At 41.0% G+C, this 17,541-nt stretch carries 9 protein-coding genes; 4 read left to right on the forward strand and 5 right to left on the reverse strand.

The window, feature by feature from the left end:
* The first annotated feature begins 342 nt into the window (after positions 1-342).
* The 3 genes from PSYCG_RS05185 to PSYCG_RS05195 all read left to right on the forward strand — a co-directional run bounded on the left by PSYCG_RS05185 (position 343) and on the right by PSYCG_RS05195 (position 3,090).
* A complete protein-coding gene (locus PSYCG_RS05185; protein ID WP_227500771.1) occupies positions 343-813 on the forward strand; it encodes a hypothetical protein in 471 nt (156 codons plus the stop codon).
* A gap of 347 nt (positions 814-1,160) precedes the next feature.
* A complete protein-coding gene (locus PSYCG_RS05190; RefSeq protein ID WP_020443251.1) occupies positions 1,161-2,186 on the forward strand; it encodes an endonuclease/exonuclease/phosphatase family protein in 1,026 nt (341 codons plus the stop codon).
* Between the two features lie 211 nt (positions 2,187-2,397).
* Positions 2,398-3,090 (forward strand): TetR/AcrR family transcriptional regulator, encoded by a 693-nt coding sequence (locus PSYCG_RS05195; RefSeq protein ID WP_011513381.1) that lies wholly within the window; start codon positions 2,398-2,400, stop codon positions 3,088-3,090.
* Positions 3,091-3,204: 114 nt separating this feature from the next.
* On the opposite strand, the gene PSYCG_RS05200 is transcribed toward PSYCG_RS05195, so the two are convergent.
* From PSYCG_RS05200 to PSYCG_RS05220, 5 genes are all read right to left on the reverse strand, one after another.
* The gene (locus tag PSYCG_RS05200) at positions 3,205-3,768 is read right to left on the reverse strand and encodes a hypothetical protein (RefSeq protein ID WP_227500763.1); all 564 of its coding nucleotides are present in this window, start codon (positions 3,766-3,768) and stop codon (positions 3,205-3,207) included.
* 436 nt (positions 3,769-4,204) lie between these two features.
* Positions 4,205-9,478, reverse strand: coding sequence for a DUF11 domain-containing protein (locus PSYCG_RS05205; protein WP_020443253.1), 5,274 nt, complete (start codon positions 9,476-9,478; stop codon positions 4,205-4,207).
* Between the two features lie 147 nt (positions 9,479-9,625).
* Positions 9,626-11,677 carry a hypothetical protein gene (locus PSYCG_RS05210; protein ID WP_020443254.1) on the reverse strand — a complete coding sequence of 684 codons (2,052 nt, stop codon included), beginning with the start codon at positions 11,675-11,677 and terminating at the stop codon, positions 9,626-9,628.
* A gap of 74 nt (positions 11,678-11,751) precedes the next feature.
* Positions 11,752-12,216: a hypothetical protein gene (locus tag PSYCG_RS05215; RefSeq protein WP_020443255.1), complete on the reverse strand. Its 465-nt coding sequence runs from the start codon at positions 12,214-12,216 to the stop codon at positions 11,752-11,754.
* A gap of 272 nt (positions 12,217-12,488) precedes the next feature.
* Positions 12,489-14,126, reverse strand: a complete 1,638-nt coding sequence (locus tag PSYCG_RS05220; RefSeq protein WP_020443256.1) for a hypothetical protein — start codon at positions 14,124-14,126, stop codon at positions 12,489-12,491.
* A 588-nt stretch (positions 14,127-14,714) separates the two neighbouring features.
* Between PSYCG_RS05220 and aceE the strand changes: the two genes are divergently transcribed.
* The gene (aceE, locus tag PSYCG_RS05225) at positions 14,715-17,528 is read left to right on the forward strand and encodes a pyruvate dehydrogenase (acetyl-transferring), homodimeric type (protein WP_020443257.1); all 2,814 of its coding nucleotides are present in this window, start codon (positions 14,715-14,717) and stop codon (positions 17,526-17,528) included.
* The last annotated feature ends 13 nt before the right edge of the window (positions 17,529-17,541 follow it).

Here is a 17,541-nt window from a genome sequence, read left to right on the forward strand (position 1 = left end):
ATATTCGACCTATCTGTCTTTGAACTCAGTTCCTATACTTTAGAAGATTTAATAAAACGCTTAATCTCGCTTATATTGCTATTAAGTGAATTGACGATAAATAGAATATATAACAAATCAATTAAGGAAGATATTATGAATAACGATGGCCGTATTACAGACCCGAATAACCGTGTGATTACTGATGACTATCTTGAAGTTGGTGATAGAGAGCGTATTATCGATGACAATGAGCGCCGATTGACCGGTAATGATCAGACAATCAACAATACTGTTATTAGACATGAGAACGACAACATTATAGAGGATCATGATGCGATTGATCGTACTGCTGTCAAGCATATGTCGAAAGAAGCTAGAAGTGATCTGAATGCTGATCCAATCACAGGGGAGCCAGGCTCACACCCTGTAGGTACAGGTATTGGTGGTATTGGTGGCGCAGCAGCAGGTGCTGCTATTGGCACGATGGCAGGCCCATTAGGCACGCTTATTGGTGGAGCAATTGGTGCAATTGTCGGTGGCGGTGCAGGTCATGCAGCAGCCGAAGCGATTGATCCAACGCATGAAGAAGCATATTGGCGTGCAGAGTATGCCAATGCCGATTACTATCAAGAAGGTCATGATTTCGATCGTGATTTGCATCCAGCTTACGCGGTAGGCTATGCTAACCGTGCACGTTATCCCGCTGATGCCCGCTTTGAAGATCATGAGTCAGATTTAGAGCGCTCATGGAACAATGTGAAAGGTGAATCACGTATGGAATGGAATGAGGCACGTAGAGCATCTCGTGATGCATGGAACCGCATTTCTTAATGTATTTATGCTGATTTTAATAAGATATTAAGTACTCAGGTTAGATAGTTTATAAAGTAGTCAGCGACTAGTATTCAAGTGCTGCTAATAGTATATTTGCTTCAAGTAAGTAAACACGACTAAAGCTTACTGTCTTATTACTGGGTTTAGTTCGATTGTAGACATTTTTTGTTAACAGACGCAATAATTTGAATTTATGCTATTTTAAAGCCTCCAAAGATTTCTTTGGAGGCTTTTTTACTGTATATTACTATGTATGAATATATAATATGCTTTATTGTTAAAATTAGCCAATAAGTAATAATTAGAAACCTTATGTAAAAAAATTATAGAATAATAGGCAGTTTATGACCAATAATAATGAAAGTAATCATAAGCAGTTTTATATAGCAACTGCCAACCTGCTCAATTTTGCCAATCCCAATCGTCTCTATTATCCAAACGCACCTGCATATACTAATCACGAATACGAACATAAGTTACGCGGTATCACAGATCTACTGTCAAAGGCACATGCTGATATCATTGCGGTCCAGGAAGTATGGGACAGTGAAGCGCTCGAAGCTTTAGCAGTATCATTGGGCTTTAAGCCTGAACATGTCGTTATTCCGCTGGCAAGTAATGACAGCGTAAATTCATATACGCAAGGTAAAGGGGCGCAAAATACGCCTGCTGTCGGTATTATTAGTCGGTTTGCGCACTTAGAGACCAGTTTGCTTGAAGAGATTGCCCCAAAAGCGGTCATTGATATCCCTGATGTTGGTCCTTATCAGCGCTTTAATCGTCCGCCCCTTGTATTGCGTGTAGATGCATTTGGTCAGCCTATAACCATTATTACTGCTCATCTAAAAAGTAAACGTGCTTTTTTCTTACGTGATGAGGCTGGTAATTTGTTAGAAGATATGGATGATCCAAACATTCGTATTCGTGCCAAGTTGCGTAGTTTGTGTATGCGTGCGTCAGAAGCGGCTTCTATCAGGCTTTCTATTATAGATAGGTTACAGCATACTCGTGAGCCCTTGATTTTGCTTGGTGATATGAATGATGTGACTGAAAGCGTGACCACCCAGCTGATGACTGAGACTGGCGAGGTCAACTATGATAAGAGCATGCGAGACGTCGCGCTGTTTGATGCTGCTCGTATTCAAGCCCGTTATGGTTGGATGAAAGATGTAGCATATACTCATATCTATCAAGGTATGCCAGAAGTGATTGATCAGTTATTTGTCTCTGAAGAATTTCTACCTGATAGTAAGTTTTCGCTCGGTCAGGTTGAACGGGTTGACTACTTCAATGACCATTTAAAGTGGGATTATGCAGATAGAGTGATCGACCACGGTATTATAAGAGCGAAAATAAAGCTTCACAATTAACACTATTTTATAATTAATTAGTGAATTTTTTTAACCTATTCTTGTTCCTTGCTTGATAGTGTACAAGCGTTTATTATGCCTCTTCGTTGAGTATAGTAGCGGTGTTATCAATCCATATGTGATTGATAGAAATGGTGCTTTGATTTAGGGCGCATACTATCCGATGAACACTATATTTTTAAAGATATGACATAACATTAAGAGATTTATCATGAGTGAAAATAAAGACGACAAAATTGAAGATGTACTAGTAGATTCGGAGCTGGCAAAAAAGCTGGTGCCGAATAAGTTTAAGTTTACTAGCCAGCAAGGACGCGCCCGCCGTCAAAAATTGTTGATGGGTGCTAAAAAGTTGAGTGAAACTCAATCTATCAATGATATTACGCTTGCCGCTGTCTGCGAAGAAGCGGGTATTCCACGGGCGTCTGCTTATCATTTCTTCCCTAATATTGAAGCCATATTTTTGGCGCTGCGTTTTTTAAATGCTATTGATATTTTAGATGTATTGAGAACCGTAGAGACGGTTAAATATGATAGATGGCAAGGGTATCTTACAGCGCTGATTGATCGCTGTGTACAAATTTTTGATGAAGATCAAACTAAAGCCAAATTAATTTATGATACCAATACACCTGATTTTGAAGGCGACAGTTTTGGCGAGCATATGGATCACCAAGTAGTAAAATTGGTCTATGATCGTTTGGCTGAACGCTATGAAGTTCCTAAGTTTGAAGATATTCAAGATGTGTTATTGATTACCTTTAGTATCGTGAATGCGATCTTTACTGTTTCTTATCGTCGTCATGAGCGTATTACCGATAAGTATCTGCAAGAAGCTAATACGGCATCTATCGCTTATCTGCGTTGTTACTTGCCAGAGAAGCTACCGCGTAAAGACCGTTAGTCTGTCTATTAAGTTTTAAAGACAGACATTAAAAAATCCGACATTTATATGTCGGATTTTTTTGCTAAATTTTTATGTATAAGCTTTATAAAATACTTATAGTGAATAAGGTTTCTACATTTGATCAAGTGTTGGCAATACTTGTCCATTACAGCGATCACCACTTGCATCGAAAGGCGAGTATTGCTCATAATAACGTACGATAAGCCCTTCTAATGCCACGTTTTCTTTAGAATTGTGAGCATTAACAAAAGCCTCACGTGCCTGCTCAAGCCAGCGGTCAGCCATGCGAAATTGGCTGCCTGCCTGCCGTGAATTATGTTCACATTGGTCGGTCGCTGCCCAGATTAATGCCACTTCACTAAATGCTATTTCACGGGGAGCGCTTGCAATACCATCGCTGTCTTTGAGGGCGCTTAACGTTGCCCATAAATCAGGTCGCATTAGCGCTGATGAGGCAGATATATTTTGGATAAGAACAAGATCGTTTTCTGAGCCTTTTTTTAATGCTTGCAAAATAGCTTCTGCAGATTTTGCCGCTTCTAATCCAGCAGGTGAGCGACTATTCATGCTGTCTTTATGGATGGCATAGTTGAGCCAGGCTTGGGCTTTATAAGCAAAGTACTGTTGCCGCGCAGTTTTATCTTTTTGCTGATAATGCTGTAGTTCTGCTAGCATACAGCTCATCGCCCGTTGCTGCGAATTTTGGTTTTTATATGTCGCTTTTAAATCCTGACTCTGGCAGTAATCAGAGGTGTCTATAGTAGTGATATGAGCACTTTTTTGAAGAGTCGTAGCTGTGGTTGATACGCATGAAGTCATTGATAATAGCAAAACAGCTGAAAACGCAGCACATATTGGATTTTTATAAGTAGCTACTTTAATAGTAGAGTAAAGCATAACGCGAAAACCTTGTAGTAAGCTGATAAGTATCGGTGCTGGCAATTTTGAGACTGATTTTATCGCTTATCAAATGCTATAGTCAATTTACTTCAAAAATATAGTGCTATTGGAATAAGATTTTGAAGTCTTTATCTTGCTTTAGTGCATGTGAATAAGCAAAAACGATTCCAGAAAAACGTCACTCAAGATGGTGCCTTTTTAATTGACCGTCTTATAATGTAGAGGATACAGGTGCTGCACGTTTATTTTTACGTGGGTCTTCACGCTTAAATAGATCTTCATCAAACTTGAAGCGTAGTCTAAAGTATGCGCCCTCGATGGTAGTATCGTCATAAGCGATGTCTTCATCTTCAAAGCCCATGAAGTTATAACCAAGCGATAACCATAAATTGTTCATTGGACTATAGCCAACTTCAGCGCCAACTAAATAGGCTAGGTCATTTGCTTGCTTATTCCAATAAGTACCTGCTTGTAAACCAATATCCCAGCGCTCGCTAATATCATATAAGCCACGAGCATACACAGCATGAGCGGTATTGTCACTTGCGATACCTTGAGCATCGTATTCGGTATATTTACCTGCATAGTGACCTGATAACGTTAATGGGCGCGTTGGATGGTAGTTACCGCTCCATGACCAAACAATAGCATCCTTTTGATAAGGGTCATCACCAGTGGCATTATCATCTAAGCGATATTCAAGCTTGGCCAGCATATCAAGCTGATTGCTATCGTAGTCGCGATAGGCAGCACCAAGTTGAAAGCGATTGATAGTCCGATGACCATCATCATAATCAACTTTTGAATAAATATCTTTGGCTAATAAAGTCACTTCATCGTTATAGCGATAGGCAACGCCAGCACTACCTAATAAGGTGTCACTGGTATCGCCCCAGCGTTTTTCTAGGCGCCCTGATGCTTTGTAATTTTCGTTAGCAAGGTATTCAACGCCAAAACCTGCTGCAGTTGAGGTACTGTCTTTCTCACCCTCTAAAGATTCGACACGCTCGAGTAAAGTATTAAGCGTCAAACCTTTTTGCACATACCATTTATTCTTTAAACCAATGGCAGCTTCCGCTTCGCGAGCACTGATGGCATCACGCATACGGTATTCACTATAAACCTTGCCATCTTTCATATAAGTGGCATCAAAGCCGACAACAGTGCGTTGACGCTCCTCAGAATCGTCTAAACCATAGCTGCCAGACAAGCTATTGATTAAATCATGGCGAGCATAAAGTCGACCTAAATTACCCAGTGCTGTTTCACCGCCGATAGAGGTTGCGTTACGTGAGCTGTGTTCAATATCTTGCTCATACTCAGCAAATACCAATGAGTTATTTAGCTTTGGCAAACGCGCGGTTAGACGGGCGCGGGCAGTGGTGCCTTCGATATCTTTTTCAGTGTTGCTGACGTTGCTTAGCGCAGATTGATTAATGATGTCATCATTTGCAAAAGTATCATTAGTAATATCCACCACATCTGTTGCTGCTTGGATATTACGTGAGGCTGCTGCTTCTTGTTTATAGTAGCGTACACCAATTTCACCAACGATATTTTTGCTTAAACGCTGTTCGATACTGGCCTGTACGCCTTCAGTACTTGCATCAGTAATATGATCTTCTGTGCGTACGCCTTCAAGTTTAAGCGCAGTCTTTTTCTCGTTTAAAGTGTGGATGATTTCGATGCCAGATTCGGTACGACCAGCAGTTTGTGGTGACGCGCCAGTGACAAAACCGATATCGGTATCGTTATGATAGGCTTTTGCACGGGTATGTTTTTTATTATCATAGTCAAGCTCGATACGTAGAGCGTCACCCTCAGCATTATCGCCTGTTAGTTTGTCCGCATTGATCTGATTGCTTGGCTCGAAATTTGGATTCTCAGCTTTGTTTTTGGCATATTCTGCGACCAGTTTTAGCTTGTCATTAAGTTTAACCACAGTATTAACGCTAGCAAGCTCTTCTTTATTAAGTGGATCATCACTATTAATATAGCTGCCACCGATGGTAATTTTATCAGTCAATTGTCGTTTAGCAGCGACGCCACCTACCCAATATTTCTCACCACCTTCATCAACTTCGACAGTAACGCGTAGGTAGATAGGGTTGCCATCGATATCTTGGCTAGCAATCGGTGATTTTAGATATAAGCTACGGCTAATAGGATCAATTTCATAATCAGCAAAGCGCGTCAAGGTCTCACGGCGCACAATACGTCCAGGATTATTAGCATCACGGGTGATTACTTCTATAGTTTCTGAATTTTCTAATACTGCATCAAAATCATTAGCAAGCGGGTAAGGACCTGAAATGCCCAAACCACGAGTTTCATTGACACGCTGTGAGGTGCTTGTTTCAGCGGCAAAAGCAGTAATACGCGTGTTGCTATCTTCAAACTGGGCTTTGACACCAGTCAGTGTACGATTGTATTGACCGAGCTTAATACCTTCATCGTTGTCAATTTGAGTCTTTAAGTCGCCATACATGGCAAATGAGCGACCTTTATCTAGACGTACATATAGCTTGCTCGTCGATTGCGCATCAAAACCTTTGGCTGATGAGTCGCCGTAAACGGGATAGTATTCGCCCGGCTCGATATCACGGAACAGGCGCTCGCCTTTTTTGTCGCTGTCATAAGCAAGCGTTAATAGATAATCACCGCGTACTTTGCCTTTTAAGAACATTGCCGCACGACCCGTCGCTGAGTAATCATCGTTACCGGCTATTTCGCGTAATTCTTTTTCAAATGCACCTTGTGCGTCAGTGATATTACTACCATCAAAGTCTTTGAGCGCTATCGCGCCTTCAACGATACCAACAGCTATTAATGGACGCAATTGAGCCGTAAACTGTAGCGGAATTACTTGCTTATTGCTGCCTGTATCGATGATCATCTCACCTTTACCGGGTACGCTTGGCGCAGTCACGGAGATCAATAGCTCACCACCATTGACAGTAACTTGCGTGCCGGCTTGGTCTTTACTGCTGTCTGCCAAATTGATACGACCAATATTGGTATCAATGGTGATAGGAGTTGATGCTATATAAGGACGACCATCACGATCCTTTAGACTGATAACGATTTGATAATCGCTGACGCCGTCAGCTGCCACCAGTTGTTTTTGGGTACGATAACTAATAGATTGTAAAATATCCGGTGTTAATACCTTGATAGTTTGCTCAGAGATAACTTTGCCATTCACGTCGGTTGCGACACCGCGTAAGGTATTAGTGCCACGCTTTAAATCGACTGCGTAATAATCAAATGCAGTAACATTTTGCTTTTCTTGTTCAGCGGTTTTACCTATTTGCTGTTCTGATACCGCTTTACCATTGGCATATAAAGTAAATATCGACCCGAGTGGTGCTTGCACCTGTACCATTTGCTTATAAGTAGTGAGCTGTTGACCTTCATCTAAATTAATAAAGGCGACGTTATTGTTAGCCACTTCTTTCAAGTATTCTTCTAACTCTTTTTCTACAGGAGGTGCAATTTTAGTAATTGCCATCTCAACGCGATTTGCAGATGGGTTTACCATTTCATTGACGATTGCTGAATCGCATTGAATCCCTGCATCTAAAACATCGTTAGATTTACAGCCGCTGGCATTGATATTGTCTTTATTGTCACGGTTATAGTCAGGATCTAAAATTAGCTCGCTTTTAACCGCTTGCTCTAAGCGATCGTTTTTGGCACCGATACTTTTGCTACGCGCAACAAGCTCTGCGTTTAAGCGTTCAGTACTGTCCGCCATACCGCCAACGATACCGAAATCGGCACGATGTAACTCGCCATATTTGAGGTCAACGAAACGGCTACCGGCATCACCAGCATTACGGTTGCTTTGGGTAACCAGTTCTGTGGCGTTTGGAATAGTAGTGCGGTCAACTTTGAGGACGTGGGTCTTGGCGCTGATACCATAAAAGTTATATTTTCCTTCAGGATCAGTGACAGCAAAGTTGCCGTTTTCCATATAGAGTCGCACGCCAGCAACACCAAGCTCGCCACCTTGTTTTTGTTGAATGCCATCGCGGTTGATATCATGGTAGACCTTACCGACGATGATGCCATCTGTATTCATAACGCCGCGATCGACTTCTACTTTCCACTGGGCTTCTCTTGATACGAGGCTTTGATCTTGCTCAGTTTTGGCAATGGCAGTCGCACGATTGATACCATCACCGCCTAATGCTGATGAACCAACCAATACGCGATAAGTAATATCTTTACTAGTTTTGGCATCCATATTCCCCAGACTTAAAACTTGATATTTGCCATCGGTTTTAAACTCAGTGGTTTGCGCTTTATCAATACTCACACTACCACCAACGTAGTCAAATCCGTGCGGTAAAGCGTCTTTTAATTCAACGTTATAAGCCGTACTGGTACCATCATTTTTGATATTAATTGTATAGTTAACATAATCACCAAGTGAGGCAGTTTTGACATCACCTTCTTTGGTAACTTGTAGGGTTGGGATATCATTAACGATAGCGATATTGCTACTGATAGCTTCTTTAATTTCCTGTCGTATACCATTTGAGTCGATATAAGCATCTAACGTAGCGAGTAAATTATCACCTTCTAGTGTCTGAATGATACCGTCATTAATGGCATTAGCATTATTTTCTGTTGGTGCTTCTATACGGAATTTACCAGTATTATCACCAGTCTCAATAGCTTTAAGTGAATAATTATCACCCGTTTTAGAGGAAGTAATCGTTATCCATATTTCATCTCGTGCACTATCACGGACGTTACATTTAGCACAGCTGGCTTCAAGATAGATATTTTCACCCACCTGCGATGTTCTTCTATAGCCATCCCATGAATAAAGCATAAAATCGAGACGTGTTTCAACGATGATTAGCTCGTCACTCACTAAAGCGGTAATAGAAGGGTCTTCAACAACAGCAGCACCAAGCTTGATGCTAGCAGTATCATCGGCTTTAGCATTGGTATCAGATAATGCTTGTATAGTAAGCTCAATGCTCTCGCTTTGACCTAAAGTAATCTGAGCGGTTAAATTGTTATTTAACTTAATCGCTTTATCAACACCATCATCGAAGCGTCCGTTGTTATTCAAGTCTTGATAGAGTTTTATGTTCGATAAACTATTAGGTATAGTCAGGCTCAAATCGATAGTCTGATCACTGTAACTAGTATTGGTTAGAAGGTTTTTCCAACTAACGGTCGAGCCAGGGGCGATAGTCTTTGTTGGCGGCGAGGTTAGGCTAATACCATATTGAGGAAAAGCAGATGATTGAACATTCACTTGGTTAGAAGTGCTATTTAGATTAAAGTTAGTACCGTTACTAATAATGTAACTGGCTTCAGCAGTATTTTTGATGGATTGTAGCAGAGGGTTAGGCGCTGCTAAGGCTATATTTGATTGCATAAGCAACATTGCTAATGACAGCGCAGAGATCTTCGCTGTACACAATGCGATACGATTAGACGGTGTCATTACAGATAGAGTCATATGTTGCTTATCCAATAAAACAAGATGGGGGTAAAATTCCCCTAGCTTAAATAAATTATAAGCTAGGGAAAGTCTTTATAAGTACCCGTAGATACTTATAGAGTTAAAAGTTCAGTTTAAGTTGATAATCTTAAGCTCAAAATACAATTATGGCGTAGAAGTAACTACCCTAGCAGTTTTGACTTTTACTTTAAATTGCATGGTTTCAGTTGCTTGAGGCGCTAACATATCAATATTATTAGTAATGGCAGTTCCAGTATCAGATGTTGTGCCATTAGTAGTCCCTACAGAATTCGCTACATAGTCAGCCTCATTTGAGAAGTTAGAAAATGCATCTGAGATAACGATATTTTTAATATCAAAACCTATGCCTGTAGGAGAGGTCGTATCAGCAGAAGAAGTGTTTTTCGCTTGGACCTTATAAACAATACATTGGCCAGGCGAAACGTCTTTAAGGTCAGTACTGACAAAATTCGCAGCAGGAGGTGTACCCACACAATCTGCATTTATCGCTTGGGTTTTCAGCAATGTTAAACCGCGAACAGTTGTTCTATCGGTGACTGAAACCGATTGAGGCGCGCCTTCCTTACCTGGAATCAAGGTGACCACAGTTTCTTCGAATGTAGGAGTGGTAGAGTTTATTGGTGTAAATATTTTTGCATTGGCTGATGACACGTTATATTTAATAGTGACAGTACCATTAGGGGCTATACCATTAGGTAAAGCAGAAAAGAGATCATACACACCATCGACCGCGGTAATAGTTTTATCCACTACTGTTGGTGTTGTGGTGTCGTTGCCATTTGGATAATAAGTGACAGTGACGCTATTAGGAACTATATTAATTTGGTCTGGCAGGTTACCGTCATTGTCATTGATAGTAAAAGTTAATTCCTCAGCTTTAATGCCCTCGACGTCTTTACCAGTGTTGGTAATGACCGTTTGATGTTTTACTTGACCGAGAGTACCTGAAGTCGGTGAAATCTCTCTGAAAGTTGAACCAGTTAGTGTTAGAGCTCGCTGAATAGTTGCTGAGGATAGTGGCAGTGTTGAGTCATCACCTGGGTTAGCTGGTCGCTGACCGTTGAGGTTATTAATCTCGGTAGTAGGATAGAACGCACCAACATTTTGTTCTCTACTAGTGTCTGTACTATCGATAAGCGTATTATCAGTATTAGGATTGTTATCCAAGTCATCAGTCACTGTCACGTGATTGATAGCTGTTGCAGGAGTAAGTGTGCCTGTCCCTTTTTTGACTTTAAATTCAATAGTTATGTTTTGCCCTACTGGGATATTGATACCAGTAATGTTAAAGCCACTAGTACCTACAGCACCCGTATTAATGGGATCGATAGTGCCTTTAGTCGCAGTAGAACTGGTTTTGATATTAGCTAGTGTTAGTGCCTCTGCCATTACCAGACCATCTGGTAGAATATCTGCAATAGCAATATCAGTAGCATCAGTCGTAAATGCAGTGTTGCCATCGTTGGTGACTACAACTCTATAAGTAGCTGTATCATTATCAAGATTATTGAGGTCTAAGCCATTAATAATCGTCTTAACGATACTAAAGGTAGGAAGCCTTGTAAAAGAGGTGTCAGTATTGATGAGTGTTTTATCTGTACCTAAAAGTGAACTAACCGCAGAGATTTCTAGTGGTTTGGTTTCACCACCTTTGTTACCAGTGGTTTTGGCATTAATAACAAGTACAATATAATGCCCTTTTTCAAGAGGAAAAACTCTGCCACTAGAGGCACCATAGGGCGCATTATCTGTAGTACGAGTTGTATCTTCTTCGTCACGCTCGTTATATATCTTATACGAGACAGTAGAGTTTGCCGTGTCATAACCAGCAGGAGCTGTTGGCGTCGTGATAGCATAGTTATCAGTGCGGTTACCCGTGTTGGTCAAAGTATGCGTAAACTGAACAAACCCATTAGGCGCTACTTCTTTTCCAGTATTAGTGATAGCAGGAACCAATGAGAATGATGTTTGCTCTGTTACCGTTATTTTTACTGTGTTAGATTCGACTTCTGGTTGAGCCTGACCACTCACATTATAGCTAGCGGTAGCTTTGTTAGTAATCTCTACGCTCGTTGATGTTTTAGACGTCTCTACTGCATTAACAGTCGTGCTCATACCTAGTATAGCAGCGACGCCAATGGCTAATAAGCTGTAATTAAAAGTGCTTGATTTCATATAAAGCTCCGAATTAAAAAGTTCTAGAAGTTACGTTCAAAATAGTAACCAATGTATTTTCAAGAATGACTGTCTTAGTCAACGATGGTATTAAGGGCTACGGCTGCAGATTTATTGGCGGGTAATAACTTGATATTCCAACGTAAGGTACGGTATTCAGAAAAAGGAATTTTTACCATTTTGCCATCGACTTTGCGCATCAGTGGCATATCAGCATAATTCTTGCCATCGATACTGCCTTGGGCGCTAGCGGGAGATACCTCACCATTAAAAGTCATATTAGCTGGAATGGGCAGGGTAACTGCTAAGTCATTGATATTTTCATTGATGGTATTGCTATAAGTTGCTTTGTACTGAATCACAGTGCCCTTAGGTGCAGTCCGAACTGGTAAGTAACTAATTTTACCTTCACTATTTTTAACGACCTTGTTAGCGGTTAGCTCCATTTTTAGAGCTTCATCTGCATAAGCTGTATTTAACAAAAATACCGATGCTAAACTGGCTAATAAGGCAGTACGTAAAATGTTAAAACCATTCATATAGTATTCCTTGTTTACACTATTGTTATTAATGAGACTTAAATGTCATCTTATATGATTCAAAAATCGCAATCAGTAATATATAAAAGTTTAGGTAACATCAAATTTTTTCTTAAGGCTATTGTCACAAACTAAATACAAAATTTCACTATAAATAAGACAAACGGCATTTTGAAGTGACTAAACGGTAGAAGCCCCGTCTTTCAAGATAGGGCTTTTGTTGAAAAAGGCAGAATTTTCAGTGTTGAGAATAATGCAAGAGAAAACGATGACTAAGGATTTGCTGTGGTGCCATATTTGGTATTGAAGTAAAAAACGCGATTGTTTCTTGCATTGATGGTAAGGGTTCTGGTTTTGACTTCACCATTTGCTCCAATAGCTGGATTCTCGGCAGCGTTATAATCAGTGGTTGAAAGTGGTGGGTTGGCAAGTACTGATGTGACTTGAGCGCCGTTTACCCCTTTTTTCTGCAGCACATCTCGCATCACAAAATCGCTGATCACGATATTTGCACGATTGGTGGCGGTAATTCTATAAGCAATACATTGTCCTGGATCAAGATTACCTGTGATACTGCCTTCACTAAAGCCAGTCCTAGGGTTTGTATTACCTGCAGCATTAAGATTACTAGCAGTATAATTTATGTTTGTAGGACAATTGTTCACATATTGAGCTTTTCTAAGCACCAACGCCGCATTTTCCACAATGACTCTACCGAAGTTGTTATTAGGATAATTATAAGTGGTTGATGAAAAACCAACTTTTGTAATCTCATTGCTAGTGCGAATAGGATAAGTAGTACCACTACGGCTCTCTAATAAACAAAGATTGTTGTTGTTTGCCAATGTTGTTTTAGGAATACTGATTTGATACTCACCGATAGGAGCGTTGTCTCTAATGACCGATTGTGTTGGATACGTCGTAGAGGTATTAGCGCAGTTAGCCAATCGTACCGTACTACTTGCAATCCCTGTTTCTTGAGGCGGGTTAAACGCACCATTAAAGTAATTGTTATTATTGGCGTAAGGGCCGGTAGTGATATTTGCGTTAGTGGCATCGGCATTATTACCGGTTATACCACCGTTATCATCAAATACTGTACCAGAAAATACGTATTGAGGAATATAGCAGTAATTGTCTACTCGAAAGTCAATTTCTTGATTGGTTGGTGATGCTGAAAGGCGACCTGTGTTCGTATAACGAATTCTCACTGAAGCGACTGGTTGAGAAAATCGTACAGAACCTTGGCAGGCTGTACCTAGATCTTTTGCTGGGCAGTTAAAAGTACTAGTCGTAAATAAACCTTGTGTGTAGGAAATGTTGGAGCCAGTTATGGATTGAAATACACCCTCGATAGGAGTGCCTGCTTGAGTAATACCAGTAATCTGAACGTAGTCATCAAAACTATTGCCATTACTATTTGCATAATCAATATCGAACGCACTTAGTGCCACATTGGTCAAGTAAATAGGTTGTGTCGTTATACTGTTGCGAAATTCAAGCGTGATGTCCGTAAAAGCGGCTGTATTAGGGAACGTTCGTCTTATGTTGACAGCACTGGTACCTGATGTAGTAATGACACCGAAGTTTGATGTTGTAGTACTAGCACTAGATTCTACTGTGTTCATTTTAATTTGCAATGGGATACTGCCTGAGGCGTTACCTGCGATATTCACATAATTATTGGTATTAACTGCAGATACTAGATTGGTGTAATCCGCATTAGTTAAGCTGCCTTGAGATGCACCTGTAACACCTTCGCAAGTTGCACCTGGATTAGGTGCAAGTGCAAATGATGAATTACTGATTGCAAGAAAAACTATCGCTGTCATCAACGCCAATATTCGATATAGATATTCACCAAATAATTGTGAAACTATTACATTTACGAAGCGCTGAGTCTTATACATATTGCTATCCCTATAAACTGATATTCACTAACAATCATTTATGTAAATACGCACGATAAACATAACTAAAAATCTGTATATATTACGTAATTCATCATATTAAGCAATAATTTTGTAAATTTCCTAGAAAACGGATGAATGGCAGATTTAATATGACGAAATACATATATTTCTGCTGAATATTATATTTATCACTCATTACAAAGTATCTCCCAACAAACCTCCCAAATATCTCAAAAAACATAATCACTATTTATTTTAAAAATACTTGTCATATTGGCATTTCTTTATAGCTATAAACAATACGTGAATAAACCCCTATAATAGAGCGTCAATATCATTTGATGATGAAAGTCGCATATCGGCTGTCGTTTACTTTTACTACGATGTCTGTTTGAACCCCATGCCAAGCTACAGTTGCTGATTATGAGCAACTGGTCTGTAATAGCCAAGACATATAATGGAATGACGAGATGCAGCAAGGAAGGCATTAGGTAAATCGTTTGCTTACGAAAATATGTATAACTCTGTGATTTAATAATACCCTGCCACCGTGTAGGGATGACTGATAAAAAAGGATTAGAGAAGATGAATTATTACAAGGATGCTGATAGCAGCGAAACGCAGGAATGGCTGCAAGCTTTTGAGTCTGTGATTAAGCATGCTGATAAAGATCGTGCGCAGTTCTTATTGAAAGCCTTATACAATATGGGGGTGCAAGAAGGCCTGCCATTTAACCGTTTAGATACGGCCTATATCAATACCATCGCCGTTGAAGATGAGCCGATGTACCCAGGTGACTTGACGATCGAGCGCAAGATTCGCGCCTTGATTCGCTACAATGCTTTGGCAATGGTGATGCGCGCCAATAAAAACGATGACGATTTGGGCGGTCATTTAGCCTCATTTGCTTCTAGTGCGACGCTATATGAAACTGGTTTTAACCATTTCTTCCGTGCTGCCAGCGATCATTTCGGCGGCGATATGATTTACTATCAAGGTCACTCAGCGCCAGGTATGTATGCCCGTTCTTATCTAGAAGGTCGCTTGACTGAAGATCAGTTGGATAATTTCCGCCGTGAAGTCGGTGGTAAAGGGTTATCAAGCTATCCACATCCCTATTTGATGCCGGACTATTGGCAGTTCCCAACGGTTTCGATGGGCTTAGGTCCTATCATGTCAATCTACCATGCCCATGTACATCGCTATATGGAAAACCGCAAACTGCTAGAGTCAGAAGGTCGTAAGATTTGGGCGTTCTTAGGTGATGGTGAAACAGATGAGCCAGAAAGCTTAGGTGCTATCTCTCTTGCTGGTCGTGAAAAGCTGGATAACCTGATTTGGGTCGTTAACTGTAACCTGCAGCGCCTCGATGGTCCTGTTCGTGGTAATGGTAAAATTATTCAAGAACTTGAATCCGTATTCCGCGGTGCAGGCTGGCGAGTGATTAAAGTGGTTTGGGGCGGTAACTGGGACAGTCTGCTTGCTAATGATGATACTGGTGTCCTTAAACACCGTATGGAAGAGACAGTCGACGGTGAGTATCAGCTATATGAAGCGCGGGATGCCAAATTTACCCGTGAGCATTTCTTTAATAAGTATCCTGAATTAAAAGAGATGGCAGATGCCTTAACGGATGAAGATATTTCACGTCTGAACCGTGGTGGTCATGATCCGATGAAGGTTTATGCCGCGTTTAGTGAAGCCATGAAAACCAAAGGTCAGCCGACGGTTATTTTAGTGAAGACCGTCAAAGGCTATGGTCTATCTACCACCCAAGCGGTTAACAAATCGCATCAAGTCAAGAAGCTTGATCAAGAAGCATTGGTGTACTTCCGTGACCGTTTTGATTTGCCATTTACTGATGAGCAGTTAGAGACGCTACCGTTCTATCGTCCAGCTGAAGATTCAGCAGAGATGAAGTATCTAAAAGGTCGCCGTGAAGCCTTGGGTGGCCATTTGCCAAATCGCCGTAGTGGGCATATTCCTTTGAATATCCCTGATTTATCTATCTTTGATCGTGTTTTAAAAGGTAGTAACGGTAAAGAACAATCAACCACCATGGTGTTTGTGCGCCTATTATCAGCAATGCTAAAGAACAAAGACATCCAAGATCGCGTCGTACCTATCGTACCTGATGAAGCGCGTACCTTTGGTTTAGAAGGTATGTTCCGTCAATTGGGTATTTACTCTGCCGTTGGTCAAAAGTATACACCTGAAGACAGTGAAGCCTTGATGGGTTATAAAGAAGCCATCGATGGTCATATGTTAGAAGAAGGTATCAACGAAGCGGGTGCAATGAGTGCGTGGATTGCGCTGGCAACCAGTTATTCAGTGAATGCGCTACCGATGATTCCGATGTACATCTACTACTCTATGTTCGGTTTCCAACGCATTGGTGATTTGGCTTGGGCCGCTGGTGATTGTCAAGCACAGGGTTTCTTACTTGGTGCAACGGCAGGTCGCACGACGTTAAATGGTGAAGGTCTACAGCATCAAGATGGTCATTCGCAAATCTTATTCAACGTCGTTCCTAACTGTGTGAGCTATGATCCGTGCTTTGGTTATGAGTTGGCAGTGATTATGCATGATGGTTTACGCCGCATGTATGCTGAAGGCGAGCGTATTTATTACTATCTCACCGTGATGAATGAGAACTATGAGCAACCTGCCATGCCAGAAGGCGTTGAAGAAGGCATAAAGCGTGGTATGTATCTGTTAGAAGATAATGGTTCTGCGCAAGTTCAGTTATTAGGTTCTGGTGTTATTTTACGTGAAGTGCAAAAAGCGGCACGTATCTTAAAAGACGAGTTTAATATCACATCGAACGTCTGGAGTGTGACCAGCTTTAATGAGTTGACACGTGATGGTATGGCGTGTGATGACTATAATCGTCTACATCCAATGGATGAAGAGCGCGTGCCATGGATTACTGAACAGCTTGCACCGCACGAAGGTGTGGTCGTTGCCGCAACAGATTATATGCGCAACTATTCAGAACAGATCCGTGCTTGGTTGCCAGATAGCCGTCCATATACCACACTAGGTACTGATGGTTATGGTCGCTCCGATACCCGCGAAAATCTCCGTAGTTTCTTTAACGTTGATGCCGCCCATATTGTTGTCGCTACTCTAAAACGCTTGGCTGATGAAGGCGAAGTAGAAATGCGTTTGGTTAAAGATGCGATCTCTAGCTTAAATATTGATATCGATCATCCGCCTGCATGGCAACAACAGTCATATTATGACTATTCTCCAGACGCTCCAGCACCTGGTAACATCAATCCGATTCCTGTACCTGAGTTTGTCGCTGAAGATGATGATGAAATCAGCAGTGAAGGTCGCGCCGAAGATCAAGCCGATGCAACCTTACTTAATAATGATGATGTCGAAGAAAAATAACCATAAGACAAGG

Source organism: Psychrobacter sp. G, assembly GCF_000418305.1.
Taxonomy (GTDB): domain Bacteria; phylum Pseudomonadota; class Gammaproteobacteria; order Pseudomonadales; family Moraxellaceae; genus Psychrobacter; species Psychrobacter cryohalolentis.